Here is a 15652-nt window from a genome sequence, read left to right as displayed (position 1 = left end):
ATGGCTTGTTCTCCTGCCTGAGTGTTTTAATGAGTTGTTGTTTCTAACTGAGCTTCTTTTTCTTCTTCCTCCTCCAGGTCTTCATAACCGGTTATCATGGCTTGTAAGTTCGAAGTAACTGTATGACCCGTTGTTATCAGGTAGAGGTGTGCAATTACAAAAGCTACCAGTAAAAAAGCTCCTAAAGTATGCAGCACAGCCACGGCCTCCAGTCCTTCAAGCGCAAATGGCTTATCGGGATAGTGAAAGAACAGGTAAAGGAATCCGGTAATTAACTGTACAGGGAATACCAGGATAATTAGCCCGAAATAGATGATTCGCTGCAGAGGATTCAGTTTGCTGTCAGCGGTCTTCTTAACCGGATGAGGCGCCTTTTTAAAGATACCTACCATGTAATACATGGCTTGTTGCTTCACGTTATTGCGTACCGGAACAAATTGTTTGCTTTGACCCGTTACCAGCATCCAGAAAACGGCAAATATGGTAAGAATTAAAAAGGCCCAGCCAGCAGCCGAATGAAGGCGTACTGAAGTTTCAAAACCAAATGCTTCAAATGTGCTGTGAATCTCAAAACCGGTAATCATCAATAACAGGATGAGTACCATCTGTGTCCAGTGCCAGAAGCGTTCAAAGCGGCTATATATCTTTACTTTATTCATAATTATCTGTTTTTAAAGAAGGCGACTATGCGACCTAAGAAATGGGCAGCTATACCTATTAGCGTTAAAAAGATGAGGCCAAATCCAGCGTAATCAACTGTTTTGTTGTAATCACGACCAGGCAGGTAGAAATCGTTCAAACCGGCTAATCGGCCTTCGCGCTGGTGACATTCTGTACATGTAAGTGTTTGTTCTTTTGGCGAAACCATATGGTTGATGGGCCAGTAAACTTCCGAAGCAATAAAATCGTAGTTGCCACTGTAAGGACGATCATTGTATTCCATGCCTAAGCGGGCCGCTTCATCCCAATCAAAATCTTTCCAGAAGGCACCTTGACCAACTTCAGGAGCCCATAGCTTTAAACTGATAAGCGTATTGTATTCAGTATCGTAAATTTGTTTGCCGCGGTGTACTTTAACAGGCCATATTTTGGCCGTTGAATCGCGGTATTCGCCAAACAAGGAATTGATCTTCACCGGCACCTCTGAAATGGTATCTGTTGACAGGTAGTGATCTACTGTACCGTTAAACCAGTAATATTCTGGCTTGACATGGTCGTCCCATACAAAGTTACCCTTAATAGACAGGTAGTTATGGTTGCCGTCAGCATCATCTTCTGAATAACCATGACCATGTTCGTCAGTTAATCCGGCCGATGACCAATCCCAGTATAATTTGGTGGCATTCACTTTTGCATATTCAGGAATATGGCAGGTCTGGCAGGCAACTTTCTCAAAGTGGTTATCTAATACCATGTCATTATGAGGCGTTGTCGTATGACACTGATCGCAGTTAATACGGTTGGTATTGGCAGATGATACCGAATACAGTTTACCCATAATATTATGACGTTCTGTTGTATGGCAATCAATACAGGCCATATCAGGACCATCCATAGCCATGTGAACATCCACGTCTTTTGTACATGATAACAGAGCTTCTTCTAAATCGCCGTGCTTCACATTGTTACCGCCGCCACCATAAAAGTGACAAATACCACAGTTGTTTTTCTTTGGCAGACCAACATTTTGCGCGACATAGGGATAGTCAGGAACCTGGTAGGCTGCATTGGCCGTTGACTCGGTTGCAGGCATTCCACCTTGCCCTTTTTGTTTAAAATAGGTGTCAGTCTGATCGTGACAAACCAAACAATCAATGTTACGGTTATCGGCAAAGTCAAAGCTTTTGTCTTTCCATCCTAAGCCAATGTGGCAACGCATACAAGAACCATTGTTACCATTGGCGCCGGTACAGAAGTTATTCAGCAGGTTCTTTTTACCCACAGATACAACGCCACGACCAGGAATTTCTTCTTCGCGCTCCCATTTCCAGTGAGCGGTTGCCATTACTTCTTCATCGCGACCTGTGTGACAGGATAAACAGGCTTCTGTTACATCATGTGGTGTTTCAAAATCCTGTTGCAGAATTTCAAACTGCGAATGGTCAACTGATGAAATATGCTCCGATTTTAATTTAACATCAACTTTGTCGGGTACGTTTCTGAAGGAAGATACCTTAACAGTTAACAGCAGTACTGCAAGTGGGAGCAGTAAACTTACAAGTAGTGCCATCGCTGATTTAGAGAACTGACTTTTCATCTGTTTTGATTTTACTTTCATTTGTCAGATGGAACTCCCAATTTTTTAATTGGTCGTTTCATACTAATTGGATTCGAAGCAAAATTAGTTTTGAAGAATTTTTTCTCTATATAAAATGACCTGCAACAAAACAGGCCTCTTTCTGTAACTTGTGTTTCGTATGACTGACCTAAATCAATTAAAAATATGACGCATTACCGATCGAACAGTGTAACTCTGTTAATAAGTAGTTGCACTGGCACATAAAAGTTATTGTTTCATGTCAATCCGTTTGCGTTTTGTGTTGATTTGTAAGCTATTAAAAGCGACAGAAAGTTTGCGTAATTGTCTGTTATTTCAAAAACAATAAGTATTTTTGGCTAACCCTTTAAAGTTAGTTATATGCCAAAATCAGTAGTTTATAATGGTTGTTCAGTTGGAGAAAATCCTCTTTGTTGTTTTGATGATTTGACCCCGGAGGAGTTGGACTTTGTTGAAGAGAATAGTGTTGAGGTGGAGTATAAGCGCGGTGAAACCATATGCAAACAAGGATCTTTTGCCTCTCATATTATGGTGATGAAAGAAGGTTTGGCAAAGATCTACCTGGAAAATGGTAATGATGCCCTTATTCTTAAAATATTGCCTGCTATTAATATTATTGGTCTGCCTGCTTTATTTGAAGGTAACAATACCTTTCCGTATAGTGCGCAAACATATATGGATTCAACGGTCAAACTAATTGAGATAGGTGCTTTCAAGAAGCTGATCGAGAGCAATGCGAAATTTGCCGGACAGGTTATTAGCATGTTGGCCGAAAATTCTGTGATCATCAATGGGCGTTTCTTTTGCTTAACCAAGAAGCAGACCTATGGTCGCCTGGCTGATGTTTTACTTTGCCTTTCCAATCGCATTTATAAAACAGATAAGTTCCCGCTGCAGTTGACACGTAAAGACCTGGCCGAACTGGCAAGTATGTCGGTTGAGAGTACAACACGTATATTAACCAAATTCAAGGATGAGGGATTAATAGCCGTTCATTGTAACGAAATAGAAATACTCAATCCTGATAAGCTGCTTGAAATTAGCACTATTGGTTAAGGCGTAACTCAATCAGAGAATTAATAACTGCATATATATATACAGCTACTAATTTGGCAGTACGGTTATCTGTATCAAATCGTGGTGACACTTCAGCTATATCGAGGCTGCATAGTTTTCCTGTGGCAATGATGCTTTTTATTAGCTGAAGCACATTGTCGGGATCGAGGCCGAAGGGCTGAACCGCAGAAACGCCGGGTGCATGTGCCGCTGAAAGTACGTCGGTGCATATCGTCAGATATATTGCCGATTTATCGTCAATGAATTGGTGTATTTTCTCTTTTACGGTATCAAATGTAGCAGCACTAATATCTTTTGCCAGGATGTAATCGGCACCTATTGATCTGGCCTTATTAAACAGGCTTTGGGTATTGGCATATGTTTGAGCACCAATGCACATATAATTAAAGTCTTTGTTTTGCGCTTCACATATCTGATGGATCTGGTTGAACATAGTTCCTGAAGAGCCCTTATCAATGACAGGACGTAAATCAAGGTGAGCATCAAAATTAATGATTGCAGGTGTATGCCCATTGTTTTTAATAAGACCCTTAAAGTGCCCCAATGCAATTTCATGACCACCGCCCAGCAAGATAGGAAAGAAGCCCTTACTGATAATTATATCTACGGCCTGCGCTAATGCTTCCTGTGCATCTTCAAGATCTCCATCGGTACAAGTGATATCGCCAGCATCGAATAAACATGCGTGAGGAAGGTAGTTGGCAGGCCAGTTGGCCATCTCCTTGCGTATGCTAGCGGGACCCCTGGATGCTCCCTGTCGGCCCATGTTTCGTTTAACACCTTCGTCGCAGCAAAAACCAAGAAAACAAATATTCAGTTGCTCATTATCATAACTGACTGACTTTGTGAGGTCAATGTAATTAATGGTTTGATGCCATCTGAATGCATCCTTGTCCACTGTGCTGTCAATTCGTCCTTTCAATGGTGTTGGTGGCTGATATCTGTTTTGCATGCTTGTGTTTTTTGCAAAGATGAGCTTAAACAATTGTTCATGGACTGACTTGCATCAATTGAAGAAATAAACTTCGATGATACAATGCATTGAACAGGTTTTGCTATTGTTCCATATGTTTTCATGATCATTGCATTTTAACTTTTCACAAACATACTAACTCAGCTGGGGCAGGTCAATGACAATGCATGCACTGTAATTTGATAAAAACCTTAAAGGCCATATAATTAGTGATATATGAGAATATGAAGTTGAATTTGACTCAAAATACTAACCAATAGACGTTATAGAAAACGGTGTTTTGACATAAAAAATCCGAAAAAAGTGCATTTTGAAGCCATTTTATAGCTTTTTCTGACCTGTTTCGGGTCATAATCGGGCCTGCTTCGGTATTTCTTCGGTAATTGTTCGGCTACGCGCGTAGCCGAACAATTACCGAAGGATTACCGAACAACTACCGAACAGTTACCGAAGCAGCCCCGGAGCTGTTCCGAAGGAGATAACAAGCAAATGGCAGGAATTACCGAACAAATGCCACTTTAATAATCGCTTACTTATCACCAAAAGTTTCCCCAATGCGGAAATATATACCCCAGTCGTCTTTACCCACCGCCACATCAACACCAATATTGATCTTCTCCGAAGGTATGGCCATATAGCGCAGACCGGCACCGGCACCGGGTAAAAGCTCGTCAAACTTAATATCGGCAGGACTATTGACTGCTGTTGCTATTCCGGCAAAGCCAACCATGCCCCATTTTTTGTAAAAGTTCCAGCGGTATTCGCCCTGAATATTATATACCTGATCGGCTCGGTGCTTACCATTGGTATATCCTCTTATGTCATCGCGACCAACCACATACTGTCCCTCAAAGGGTACATCACCTGTGGCAACCAGGGCAGTGAGGCGTGCAGCGATCACCTCGTTTTCATTTAGACCGAAGAACTTGGTGAAGTCAAATTCATACTTATCAAACTCATAGGCCGAACCCCAGGCATCGCGATAATGACCTGTTTTGAAATTGAGGTAATCGCCACCGTGGGGATTGTATATAAAGTCACGGCTATCGTGCGAAATGACCAGTCCCAGGTGTGTCATATCCTGTTTTTCAGGCTCTGCCGGAGCCCCATCAAAATCATAGGTAGTCAAGATCTTCTGATTAAAATATTTGGCACCCAGATACCATCGTTTATATACACGGCGCTGCAATTCAACAATAAAAAGATCGTGAAGGGAATTAAAATCAATAAAACCACCATATCCGGCATCATAATACTGAAAGTTGACCGATGCGTCGCCATAGGCCAGTGTCAGGCGGTAATTGTCTTCATTGAAATACATTTTGGTATACAGGGCCCAGTACCACGATTCATTGGTGGTATAACCCACCATGGCACCAGCCATAGAGAGTGGAGATATGGTATCTGCAGGATTGAGCCTGTAGAATGCATTTACCAGGGCCGCCATATTGAGTTCCAATGACGGATCGTAGTTAATAATGGGTATAGCAGCCAACTTAACATTGTGCTTTTTCCATATCGTTTGTTTACTGGTATCACTTATACTTGTGGTGTTATCAGGTGCCTGGGCCTGCATGGCAACAGGCGTTACTAAGGCAATTATCAGGGCGAACAAAAGAGCTTTTGTCATGGTGTATTTAGTTCTATAAAGAAAACTGCAGAGCCGACCTTTAATTAGCGACTGGACAGCTCTGCCTGTGAATTTATATCAAGTTTGGTTGTGTAATCTTTTTAATCGCAGGGATTTGGAGGGATATTGTTTAGGTCGGGACTGTAATACCGGGCGATAAAATAATATGGTTCCCCAGCGTTAACCGGCATCCAGTATGTTCCGTCCTTAGGATCTTCAACACTAAATGTAATGGTAATGTTACCATTGTCATCGGGCTGAGTGTTATAGGCATTGTACACATCATTTTTACCGGCCAGGGTATTTCGTGTAATAGCGCTATAACGTGTAATGGACCAGAATTCTTTCACACCTGCCGGTTCATAGGCAAAAGTGAATACCTCTGTTTTATCACCGTTCAGAGGCTTGCCATCGCAATTGATAAACTGCGGAATGTAGATGGCGTGTTCAGCAGGCAGTCCCAGGTGACCAATAATGGCAGCTGCTCTGATTTCCGGATTATCGCTGTTGGGTTCCTGGCTGTCGATGGGACCAAATGCACCGCGATTATCGGCAATTGTATAAGCCCTCGTTCCCACATAGGCAAACACTTGGTTATAATCATCAATGTCAAAATCGATTACAGAAGCTAATAATCCTTCGTTCTGCGGATAGATGTCATGCGTCTCTATGACATGTTTCACATAGTCGCTTTCAGGCACCATAAAGTCTTTGCTCACGCCGCTAAGGGTAATCTGTTCCTGAACAGCCAGGGTATTGGTTTTATCTTCGGGTGTTTTGACCTGAATGCGAATAAACAGATGCGGATAGTCACCCGGACTTTCAATTACTTGGGCACCATGGGCGACAGGCATGTTTTTTCCTTTGCGTACAAAAGTATATTGTCCCACCGGGCGTATTTCATCAAAGATGGTATAATGCTCCTGGTCAGTTATATGGATGGACCAGTAACGATCACTAATATCATCTGGGAATTCAACTGTAACAGGCCCTTCGCTTAAATCAATAACAGCTTTGGAGTACAGGTGATCCAAGGCAGGTGTTACAACCGGATCGGTTCCTTCGGTAGGCAGATCTTTGGTGTGTAATAATTTATTGGTACCACCCGCCTGTTTGGCTGTTTCGACCATGTAGCGTGTGTGGTGATAAGCTTTGTAGGCATGTAACTCTGCATCGGAAGGACGTTCTGTTGTAGTGACTTTTTTTGTTGTATCAACTGTAATAGAAGAATCTTTTTTAGACTTGGAGCCGCATGCAGAAAGGAAAAGTACGAGTAGTACTATAAACAGGTTTGTAAGTATTTTCATGATAGGTTTGCTGGTTAATAGTCTTCAATATAGTGATTTATGACTATTTAACCATTATAAATGCTTAAATAGAGGTGGATTGTTTTTCATTGAGCTTTGCTTCATCTAGTGTTATAACAAATGGCTTACTATACTATACGATACTATAAATGCTGCAGTCAGCGGACTTTTTGTTTCCTTTTTTGACTGTAGAAAAAAGGGAAAGCCCTAGCGTCTTGAGCAATAAAAAGACTCAATAAAAAACAATCGCTGCAGACTAATTCCTGCACGAATCTACTCTTGTTTATAAGCACTGACAATAAGCTTGCAACCGTCAATTTCTTTCATGCCCGTTTTCTCATCTTTTTCAACAAGTGTTACACGACCGGCATTAACACCAACTCTTGCATCCTGACGAAGAAAGTAATGTTCACCGGCTTTCACCTCCAGCTCTACCACGCGTGAACTTTCTGCAGTTGAACTCATAAATGAATAAGTACCCGGGTTAAGTTCCCACCTGAAGAAAGTACCAGGTCCTGTACCACCGGCTTCAATACCATTTATTTTAACCTGGATCTGACCAGCGGCACCAACCATTCGGCCGGTTCTATAAAGGTAGACTACAGCTTTGTCGGGGTGTTTTTCAAAACGCTTAGCTTCTTCACTTTTTTCAACAGGTGCTTTACTGGTAGATGCGCAACCAATTAATAGCGGCAGGACTAACAAGGCAAATGCTAATTTTCTCATGACTCATCGTTTTTATGTTTGGTACAAAAGTGTTCAGATTTTAAGAGCCTGACTACCCTTTATAGTTCACGAAGTGCTCTGTTGGGCTCAAAGTCAAAAGTTTACAGTTAATACAACTGACAAAAGCAGGAAATGTTTTGTCATGGTATGAGAATCAACGCACAATAAAAAAAGCCCGCCAAAGGCGAGCTTTCTTACTATATCTTATCTGGGCTTCTGTTAAGCCAGCTGATTTTTCACAATTGATACGGCTTCTTCAATGGCTACATCAAGGCCCTCAACGTTTTTACCACCTGCTGTGGCAAAGAATGGCTGACCACCACCACCGCCTTGCATCTTCTTAGCTGCTTCGCGAACGATCGTACCGGCATTTAAGCCCTTTTCTTTTACCAGGTTGTCAGAGACAAGAATTGCCAATTGAGGTTTACCATTAACCTCCGCACCCAATACGGCGACCACATCGTCTAATTCCTGCTTGATCTGGAAAGCCAGGTCCTTCAATGAATTGGACAGCATTGGTTTTACGCGGGTGGCAATAAGTTTGATGCCGGCATGATCAACGGCATCGTCGATCAAATCACGCTTCTCAATGGCCATGATATTCTTTAACATGCCTTCTGTCTGTGTGCTAAGCTTGCTGTTTTCTCTCATCAGGTTCTCGATGTTCTTTTTAAGGTTGGCCGGGTTTTTAAACATCTCGCCCAACTCCTTAATAAGAGCAAACTGCTGGTTGATAAACTCTTCAGCTTTAGCGCCTGTTACGGCTTCAATACGACGGATACCTGCTGCAATAGATGATTCGCTGATGATTTTAAAGAAGCCCATCTGGCCGGTTGCTTCAACGTGTGTTCCACCACACAATTCAACAGACGAACCAAACTTAATGGCGCGAACCAGGTCACCGTATTTCTCACCAAACAGAGCCATAGCGCCCAATTTCATTGCTTCGGCATGTGGAATTTCACGCATCTCTTCCAATTGCATATTGCTGCGGATACGCTGGTTAACCAGGGCCTCAACCTTTGCAATTTCTTCATCACTCACTTTCTGGAAGTGCGAGAAGTCAAAGCGCAGGTAATCGGGATGTACCAGTGAACCCTTTTGCTCAACGTGCTCACCCAGAACTTCGCGCAAGGCTTCGTGCATCAGGTGGGTAGCGGTGTGGTTGTTGGCAATGTTTTGACGCCCCTGCTTGTTTACAACCGCTTTAAATGTACCGTTTAATTCAGTAGGCAATTTCTTGGCAAGGTGCACGATCAGGTTATTTTCCTTTTTCGTGTCAATGATAGATACTTTTTCTTCACCAAGCTGAATATAACCGGTGTCACCAACCTGACCACCACTCTCCGCGTAGAAAGGGGTAATGTTAAATACGATCTGGTATAATTCTTTATTCTTCTGCTTGATTTTACGGTAGCGGGTAATAAACACATCCGACTCCAGGTAATCATAGCCGATAAACTCTTCCCGGTCATCTTGCTGAAGCACTACCCAGTCATCTGTTTCAATGGCTGAGGCATTACGCGCACGCTCTTTCTGCTTCTGCATTTCACCTTCAAACTCCTCACGGTTTACCACCAAGTCATTTTCCTTAAGGATAAGCTCAGTCAAATCCAATGGAAAGCCAAAAGTATCGTACAATTCAAAAGCAACAGCACCATTTACAACATTGTAGTTCTTGGCTTTTGTCTCAGCCATGATCTTATCTAACATACTGATACCTGTTGCCAGGGTACGTAAGAATGACTCTTCCTCTTCCTTAATTACTTTCTCAATTAATGTTTTTTGAGCCTGTAACTCAGGGAAAGCATCACCCATTGTTGCAATCAGGGTGTCAACCAATTTATATACGAAGGCCTCTTTACTGTTTAGGAATGTATAACTGTAGCGCACGGCACGACGTAAGATGCGGCGAATTACATAGCCAGCTTTATTGTTTGATGGCAGCTGACCGTCAGTGATTGAAAAGGCAATGGTGCGCACATGGTCGGAAACCACTCGCATGGCAATATCAATTTCTTCGCTTTTGCCGTACTCAAATCCCGAAAGCTCTGCAATTTTATTGATGATAGGCGTGAAGACATCACTATCGTAGTTGGATGATTTACCCTGGATAACACGTACCAGGCGCTCAAATCCCATACCTGTGTCAACATGTTTGTTTGGCAGTGGCTTTAGCTCACCGTTCGACATACGGTTAAACTGGATAAATACCAGGTTCCAGATCTCGATTACCTGATCGTGATCCATATTGACCAATGACTTACCATCAACCTTAGCGCGCTCATCATCGGGGCGCATGTCAATATGGATTTCTGAGCAAGGACCACAAGGACCTGTTTCACCCATTTCCCAGAAGTTGTCCTTTTTATTACCGTTGATGATGCGGTCTTCAGAGATCCATTCCATCCATGCGTCAGCAGCTTCATCATCACGACTCACGTTATCTTCTTTGCTACCTTCAAAAACGGTAACATACAAGCGGTCTTTGTCTATCTTTAATACTTCAGTCAGGTATTCCCATGCCCATGCAATGGCTTCTTTTTTAAAGTAATCGCCAAAAGACCAGTTGCCAAGCATCTCGAACATAGTGTGGTGGTAGGTATCGTGACCTACTTCCTCTAAGTCGTTGTGCTTACCTGAAACGCGTAGACACTTTTGTGAATTGGTAACCCGCGGGCTTTCAGCCGGATTGTTTCCTAAAAAGATATCCTTAAACTGATTCATACCTGCGTTGGTAAACATGAGTGTAGGGTCATTTTTTACCACCATTGGCGCCGATGCCACTACTTTATGTTGCTTAGAATTAAAGAAATCCAGAAAACTCTTCCTTACTTCAGAGGCCGTCATCATATTCGTAAATTTTATATCAAGGTGTTATGTACAATAAAAAACCTTGCAAAGTTAGATTATTTAAGTAATTTTGGGACGATTAGTCCCTAATTTTTCTAATTAAAAAGTAAAACACCTACACTATGTCAAAAGTTAAGTATCGTTATAATCCAGAAACGCTTAGCTACGATAAAATTGATAAAGGTTTTAAATATTACGGCTCTCGGGCATCCATCTATTCGTTGTTTGTATTATTAGTTGGAATGCTGAGTTTCTTTATATATCCGCATATTATCGAAAGTCCTGTTGAGAAGCGTCTGAAGAACGAAAACAAGCAATTATTATCGCAATACGATATCATGAATAAGAAACTTGACCAGCTGGAGTTGGTTTTGGAAGATATCGAATTACGTGATGAGAACATTTACAGAACCATATTTCAGGCTGACAGCATTCCTAATAGTATTCGCCGTGCCGGTTTTGGCGGAGTTAACCGCTACCAGCACCTGGAGGGTATGGACAATGCCGAATTGGTGACTTCTACTGCTAAGCGACTGGATATTGTGATGAAACAACTGTATGTGCAGTCAACTTCGTTTGATGAAGTCATCGGCCTGGCCATGCGTAAAGAAGAGATGCTGCGTTGTACGCCCGCCATCATGCCCATTGCCAATAATGACCTAAAGCGCACAGCTTCAGGATGGGGATATCGTATACACCCGATCTATAAGGTTAAAAAGTTCCATGAGGGAATGGATTTCTCTGCACCTATTGGTACAGATATCTATGCTACGGCTGATGGGAAAGTAACCAAGATCACCACCGAAAAAACAGGTTACGGAAAACGCATTGAGATTGACCATGGTTTCGGTTATAAAACCCTTTATGCTCACCTTGATAAGTTCAATGTAAAACGAGGACAAAAGGTTAAGCGGGGCGATATTATCGGTTACGTTGGAAATACAGGTGGTAGTACCGCACCTCACCTGCATTACGAAGTGCATGTAAAAGGTAAAAAGGTGAATCCTCAGCATTACTATTTTAAAGAAGACTTAACGGCTGAGCAGTATGATAAGATGATTCAGATTGCATCTAATTCGAACCAGACTTTCGATTAAGTATGGTGAATTACTTCCACTGTTACGAATTAAGCAAATAATATAAGGCCCTGCGAAAGCAGGGCTTTTTTTGTTTTGACTGTGTGCGTTAGTTAGTAACTTAGGGGGGGACTGTCCATAAAGGACCAAATTTGAATTAGCACCGGTAACCGTTCGCACTGAACCTTCTGTTACCAGGCTTGAAGGGCCTGAATTGTTTATGTCAGCAGACTGTAAAATACAACCGGAAAAGTTTCAAATATGAAGTATGGAGCGTTCTCAGGTTTTGAGGGAGGATAAAACGACTAAGGCTGATACAAAAAAAGGTGACCCAAAGGCCACCTTATAATTATATGTTCGTCATTATTAATGATGCAAAGAACTACTCCTCCAGTTTGTCCAGTTCAACGGCCAGCTGATCAACCAACACATCCAGCTGATTAATAACAGCCATAATGGTTTCTTCTTTAGTTAAGTCAACGCCTGCTTTTTTCAGCTGCTCCATAGGATGATCATTACCACCTGATTTCAATAAGGTGATATAGCGCTCAAGGGCTGCCTGACGGTCTTTCTTTTTACCTTCGGTCACGTCTTTATATATCTGTGCCGACGATGCAAAACAAGTGGCATATTGGTATACGTAGAACGGTGAGTTGTAGAAATGAGGGATACGTGTCCAGGCATAACCTGAATACATGGTTTCCTCTGATACATCACCATAATAGGTGTCGGCCAATCCTTTCCAGATATTGGTTAAGATATCAGCATTAACAGGACGACCCTGCTCTGCCAGGCTGTGAACCTGGTACTCGTAATCAGCAAACATGGTTTGTGCATAGAAGGTGCCGATAATGCCCTGAATAGCCTGGTTTAAAAGAGCTATACGCTCTTTTGGATCTTTGGTGTTCTCCATCATGTAATCCAGTAATAAACGCTCGTTAAAGGTCGAAGCTACTTCAGCTACAAAAATGGTATAACCATGGGTTGCGAAAGGCTGTGTTTCGTTAGACAGTGTGGTGTGCATGGTATGACCCAGCTCATGAGCCAGGGTAAATACATAATCCAGTGTTTCGTCGTAGTTCAGCAGCATGTATGGGTGAACACCGTATACACCTGCAGAGAATGCGCCTGAACGTTTACCAGGATTTTCATATACATCAAGCCAGCCACTTGAGGTCGCTGTTTCAAGTTTAGCCTGGTAGTCTTTACCCAATGGTAAAACCGACTGCGTCACAATCTCAACAGCTTCTTCATATGGATACTTCTTGTTGAAATCGGTCAGGCTTAAGGAGCCGTCGAAACCATAATATTTTTCAAGTCCCAATACCTTCTTACGTAACTTAGTATACTTCTGAAGAGGTTCAGTGTGCTTTTTAACCGTGTTGATCAGGTTTAAATACACTTCTTTAGGGATGGCGTTGCCTTCCAGTGCTGCATCCAGACAGCTTGGGTATTTCTTGGCTCTGGCATTGGCCCAGCCCGATTGAACAATACCATTGTAAATGGCTGCGTAGGTATTTTTGTTCTTGTAGTATACATCGTAAAAAGCTTCATAGGCCTTGCGACGATCTTCCTGGTTTTTATTGTTCGTTACAACGTGCGAGTATCCACCTGGTGTAACCGTTACTTTCTCACCATTTGATAATTCCACTTCAGGGAAAACAATATCGGCAGTTGACAGGGCTGTGAAAACATCACCTGGTGTGCCTGATACCTGCGAGTAGTAAGAAACCAGTTCTTCCATTTTTTCACTAAGCACGTGCTTTTGCAGGCGGTACATGTCAGTTAGTTCAAACTCATACACTTTCAGCCCCTCGTTATCGGCAAGCCATTGTTTCATGGTTGCTTCAGGGATCTGGATCATTTCAGGTGCCATCCATGACATGGATACGCCAAATTGTGCAAACATCAACTGTACCTTCTGCAATTTTCCCTGCAGTTCGGTGTTGCGTGTGTCAACGGTGCTTTGCAATGAAACAAAGCGGTAAGCTTTATAGGCCTTTTTCATTAAGCTTTCCTGCAGGCTCATCATGGCAAGCAGGTTATCAGGACTTTCGCCCAATTTGCCTTTGAAGGTCAGCATTTCGTCCATGTCCTTCTGGATGGCTGCCAGGTCGGCTTCCCAGGCATCCCAACTTTTGTAGATGTCATTGAAATTCCATTTGTATTTATCAGGAATCTCTTCTCTTGTTTTGTAATTAACCTGTGCAATGGCCGGTAGTAATGTTGCTACAGCTAAAACGCATACAAGTGCAATTTTTTTCATAGTGATTTGTTTTGTGTGATTTGGTTTAAGAGTTTATGGGACAGTTCTTAAATCAAAATAATACCAATTTTGCGATGAACGAGCGTTAACTTGTTTTGATGATTTTTAAGAGGGCTTACTAATAACGCTCATTTCAATATATTATTGGTATAAACCACCCCCCTCATCACAATGGAGAAGGGGAGTGGTATATTGTAGAGTGAGACAAAGATGTCTCCACTTTTGTTGTTCAACAGGCCTTATTTAATGCCTAATTTCTTTTTAATGGCCTTCGGAATAGCGTCTTTATGCACCATTATAGCTACGGTATGCAAACGCATATAGCTTTCAGACATGTATAGATAACCTTCGTATCCTCCACGACCTGTTCCCCAGCTGTTTTTAGTTTTGTAATAAGGCGTACCATTCTGATCTTTTGATAAGCCAGTTATGTGCATCAAATGGTCATCGGTTGACTGCCATGATAAAAATGCCTCCTGACGAACGTCAGGTGTAATTTCTTTTTCCTCCTGTGGAGCAAAACCTTTTTCTTCATCAACAGGTACAATGGCAGCACCCATTTTGTGTGAGAAGAATTTCTCACTTACATCACCGTCCCAAACAAATGAATAGTCATTAGCCAGGGCATTATCCATCACTTCCATTAATTCATCCAAAGGAAGGTTATAATATAAATCATCGCTCCAGTTATCTGGTACTTCAAGATTAAAAGCTTTGTAATAAGGGTGATGTGTGTAGGATGTTAATTCTACGTAATCATCAGCATTTATATTCATTGCTTTAGCAAATTCCTGTGGCGTTTTGCCGTCCACCTTTTCAGGAACTTCACCTAAGTAAATATCTAAGATAGCGCCTTGCACTTCATACCAAACCGGCGAAGGAGATGCCTTACGACCCTTGATGTAATTATCTAACAAGGCTTTTTGAGAAGAAGCCAATTCTGAGTGATTATGGGGTTTGCTAACATCGCGGCGTCCCGGATAAGCTTCTTCAGTCGCAATACCGTGCTCACTTACCACTTTCATGACGTCGTGCGCCTGTCCACCCTCACTGAAGTTGCCTTTGCCATGTGCCATTACATATAAGCGGGCTTTCTCAGGATAAGCATAACGAACGAAATACATTTCAGAAAGATCCAGTTCAGGGCCTCCCAATCTTATGATTTCCGTTTCAAGGAAAGAGGTAGTACTGTATGACCAGCAGGTACCTGTTCTATCCTGACTTTTAACGGCGGTTGTCTGAATGTCGTGTACCGGTGTAAATTCAATTGTGCTTTTGGGTTCTTCCTGCGCCGATGCTCCAAAAGCAATTGCACCGGCCAGCATTAATAATGTCAGTTTCTTCATGATTTACCTTTAATCTATTGTTTTAAGAGATATGTCTATGGTCAGATGCTTTATTGAAGCGACCAAAGATTATTAAGCAGAGGTCGACATTGCCTATGGACCCCTGCTTATGTTTTTAAT

At 42.1% G+C, this 15652-nt stretch carries 11 protein-coding genes; 2 read left to right on the top strand and 9 right to left on the bottom strand.

Annotation, left to right across the window (positions count from 1 at the left end; translation table 11 throughout):
- Nucleotides 1-26: 26 nt before the first annotated feature.
- Together ACRD69_RS05640 and ACRD69_RS05635 are read right to left on the bottom strand one after the other, a co-directional pair.
- Entirely contained in the window at nucleotides 27-659 is a 633-nt protein-coding gene (locus ACRD69_RS05640) for a cytochrome b/b6 domain-containing protein (RefSeq protein WP_430814094.1), read from the bottom strand.
- A gap of 2 nt (nucleotides 660-661) precedes the next feature.
- The gene (locus ACRD69_RS05635) at nucleotides 662-2257 is read right to left on the bottom strand and encodes a tetrathionate reductase family octaheme c-type cytochrome (RefSeq protein WP_430814092.1); all 1596 of its coding nucleotides are present in this window, start codon (nucleotides 2255-2257) and stop codon (nucleotides 662-664) included.
- A gap of 381 nt (nucleotides 2258-2638) precedes the next feature.
- Here ACRD69_RS05635 and ACRD69_RS05630 point away from each other — a divergent pair, with 381 nt between their 5' ends.
- Nucleotides 2639-3334 (top strand): Crp/Fnr family transcriptional regulator, encoded by a 696-nt coding sequence (locus tag ACRD69_RS05630; protein WP_430814091.1) that lies wholly within the window; start codon nucleotides 2639-2641, stop codon nucleotides 3332-3334.
- Here the strand turns inward: ACRD69_RS05630 and hutG are convergent.
- From hutG to alaS, 5 genes are all read right to left on the bottom strand, one after another.
- Nucleotides 3324-4307 carry a formimidoylglutamase gene (gene hutG, locus ACRD69_RS05625; RefSeq protein WP_430814090.1) on the bottom strand — a complete coding sequence of 328 codons (984 nt, stop codon included), beginning with the start codon at nucleotides 4305-4307 and terminating at the stop codon, nucleotides 3324-3326. The two genes, ACRD69_RS05630 and hutG, sit on opposite strands and share 11 nt — an antisense overlap.
- A 550-nt stretch (nucleotides 4308-4857) precedes the next feature.
- A complete protein-coding gene (locus tag ACRD69_RS05620) occupies nucleotides 4858-5958 on the bottom strand; it encodes a BamA/TamA family outer membrane protein (RefSeq protein ID WP_430814089.1) in 1101 nt (366 codons plus the stop codon).
- Between the two features lie 101 nt (nucleotides 5959-6059).
- On the bottom strand, nucleotides 6060-7265 hold the full coding sequence (locus ACRD69_RS05615; protein WP_430814088.1) for a DUF1254 domain-containing protein: 1206 nt from the start codon (nucleotides 7263-7265) through the stop codon (nucleotides 6060-6062).
- A 273-nt stretch (nucleotides 7266-7538) separates the two neighbouring features.
- The gene (locus ACRD69_RS05610) at nucleotides 7539-7991 is read right to left on the bottom strand and encodes a DUF2846 domain-containing protein (protein ID WP_430814087.1); all 453 of its coding nucleotides are present in this window, start codon (nucleotides 7989-7991) and stop codon (nucleotides 7539-7541) included.
- Nucleotides 7992-8210: 219 nt separating this feature from the next.
- Nucleotides 8211-10844: an alanine--tRNA ligase gene (alaS, locus tag ACRD69_RS05605; protein ID WP_430814086.1), complete on the bottom strand. Its 2634-nt coding sequence runs from the start codon at nucleotides 10842-10844 to the stop codon at nucleotides 8211-8213.
- 122 nt (nucleotides 10845-10966) lie between these two features.
- Between alaS and ACRD69_RS05600 the strand changes: the two genes are divergently transcribed.
- A complete protein-coding gene (locus ACRD69_RS05600; protein ID WP_430814085.1) occupies nucleotides 10967-11941 on the top strand; it encodes a M23 family metallopeptidase in 975 nt (324 codons plus the stop codon).
- 361 nt (nucleotides 11942-12302) lie between these two features.
- On the opposite strand, the gene pepF is transcribed toward ACRD69_RS05600, so the two are convergent.
- Together pepF and ACRD69_RS05590 are read right to left on the bottom strand one after the other, a co-directional pair.
- Nucleotides 12303-14186: an oligoendopeptidase F gene (pepF, locus tag ACRD69_RS05595; protein ID WP_430814084.1), complete on the bottom strand. Its 1884-nt coding sequence runs from the start codon at nucleotides 14184-14186 to the stop codon at nucleotides 12303-12305.
- 239 nt (nucleotides 14187-14425) lie between these two features.
- Entirely contained in the window at nucleotides 14426-15532 is a 1107-nt protein-coding gene (locus ACRD69_RS05590) for a C1 family peptidase (protein WP_430814083.1), read from the bottom strand.
- Between the last annotated feature and the right edge of the window lie 120 nt (nucleotides 15533-15652).

This window comes from Carboxylicivirga agarovorans (genome assembly GCF_050589845.1).
Lineage (GTDB): Bacteria > Bacteroidota > Bacteroidia > Bacteroidales > Marinilabiliaceae > Carboxylicivirga > Carboxylicivirga agarovorans.
Note: the sequence above shows the minus strand (reverse complement) of the source record. Positions and strands in the feature narration are given on the sequence as shown.

Coding starts and splice junctions, on each gene's coding strand:
- ACRD69_RS05640 (WP_430814094.1), bottom strand. CDS start 659: ATGAATAAAGTAAAGATATATAGCCGCTTTGAACGCTTCTGGCACTGG.
- ACRD69_RS05635 (WP_430814092.1), bottom strand. CDS start 2,257: ATGAAAAGTCAGTTCTCTAAATCAGCGATGGCACTACTTGTAAGTTTA.
- ACRD69_RS05630 (WP_430814091.1), top strand. CDS start 2,639: ATGCCAAAATCAGTAGTTTATAATGGTTGTTCAGTTGGAGAAAATCCT.
- hutG (WP_430814090.1), bottom strand. CDS start 4,307: ATGCAAAACAGATATCAGCCACCAACACCATTGAAAGGACGAATTGAC.
- ACRD69_RS05620 (WP_430814089.1), bottom strand. CDS start 5,958: ATGACAAAAGCTCTTTTGTTCGCCCTGATAATTGCCTTAGTAACGCCT.
- ACRD69_RS05615 (WP_430814088.1), bottom strand. CDS start 7,265: ATGAAAATACTTACAAACCTGTTTATAGTACTACTCGTACTTTTCCTT.
- ACRD69_RS05610 (WP_430814087.1), bottom strand. CDS start 7,991: ATGAGAAAATTAGCATTTGCCTTGTTAGTCCTGCCGCTATTAATTGGT.
- alaS (WP_430814086.1), bottom strand. CDS start 10,844: ATGATGACGGCCTCTGAAGTAAGGAAGAGTTTTCTGGATTTCTTTAAT.
- ACRD69_RS05600 (WP_430814085.1), top strand. CDS start 10,967: ATGTCAAAAGTTAAGTATCGTTATAATCCAGAAACGCTTAGCTACGAT.
- pepF (WP_430814084.1), bottom strand. CDS start 14,186: ATGAAAAAAATTGCACTTGTATGCGTTTTAGCTGTAGCAACATTACTA.
- ACRD69_RS05590 (WP_430814083.1), bottom strand. CDS start 15,532: ATGAAGAAACTGACATTATTAATGCTGGCCGGTGCAATTGCTTTTGGA.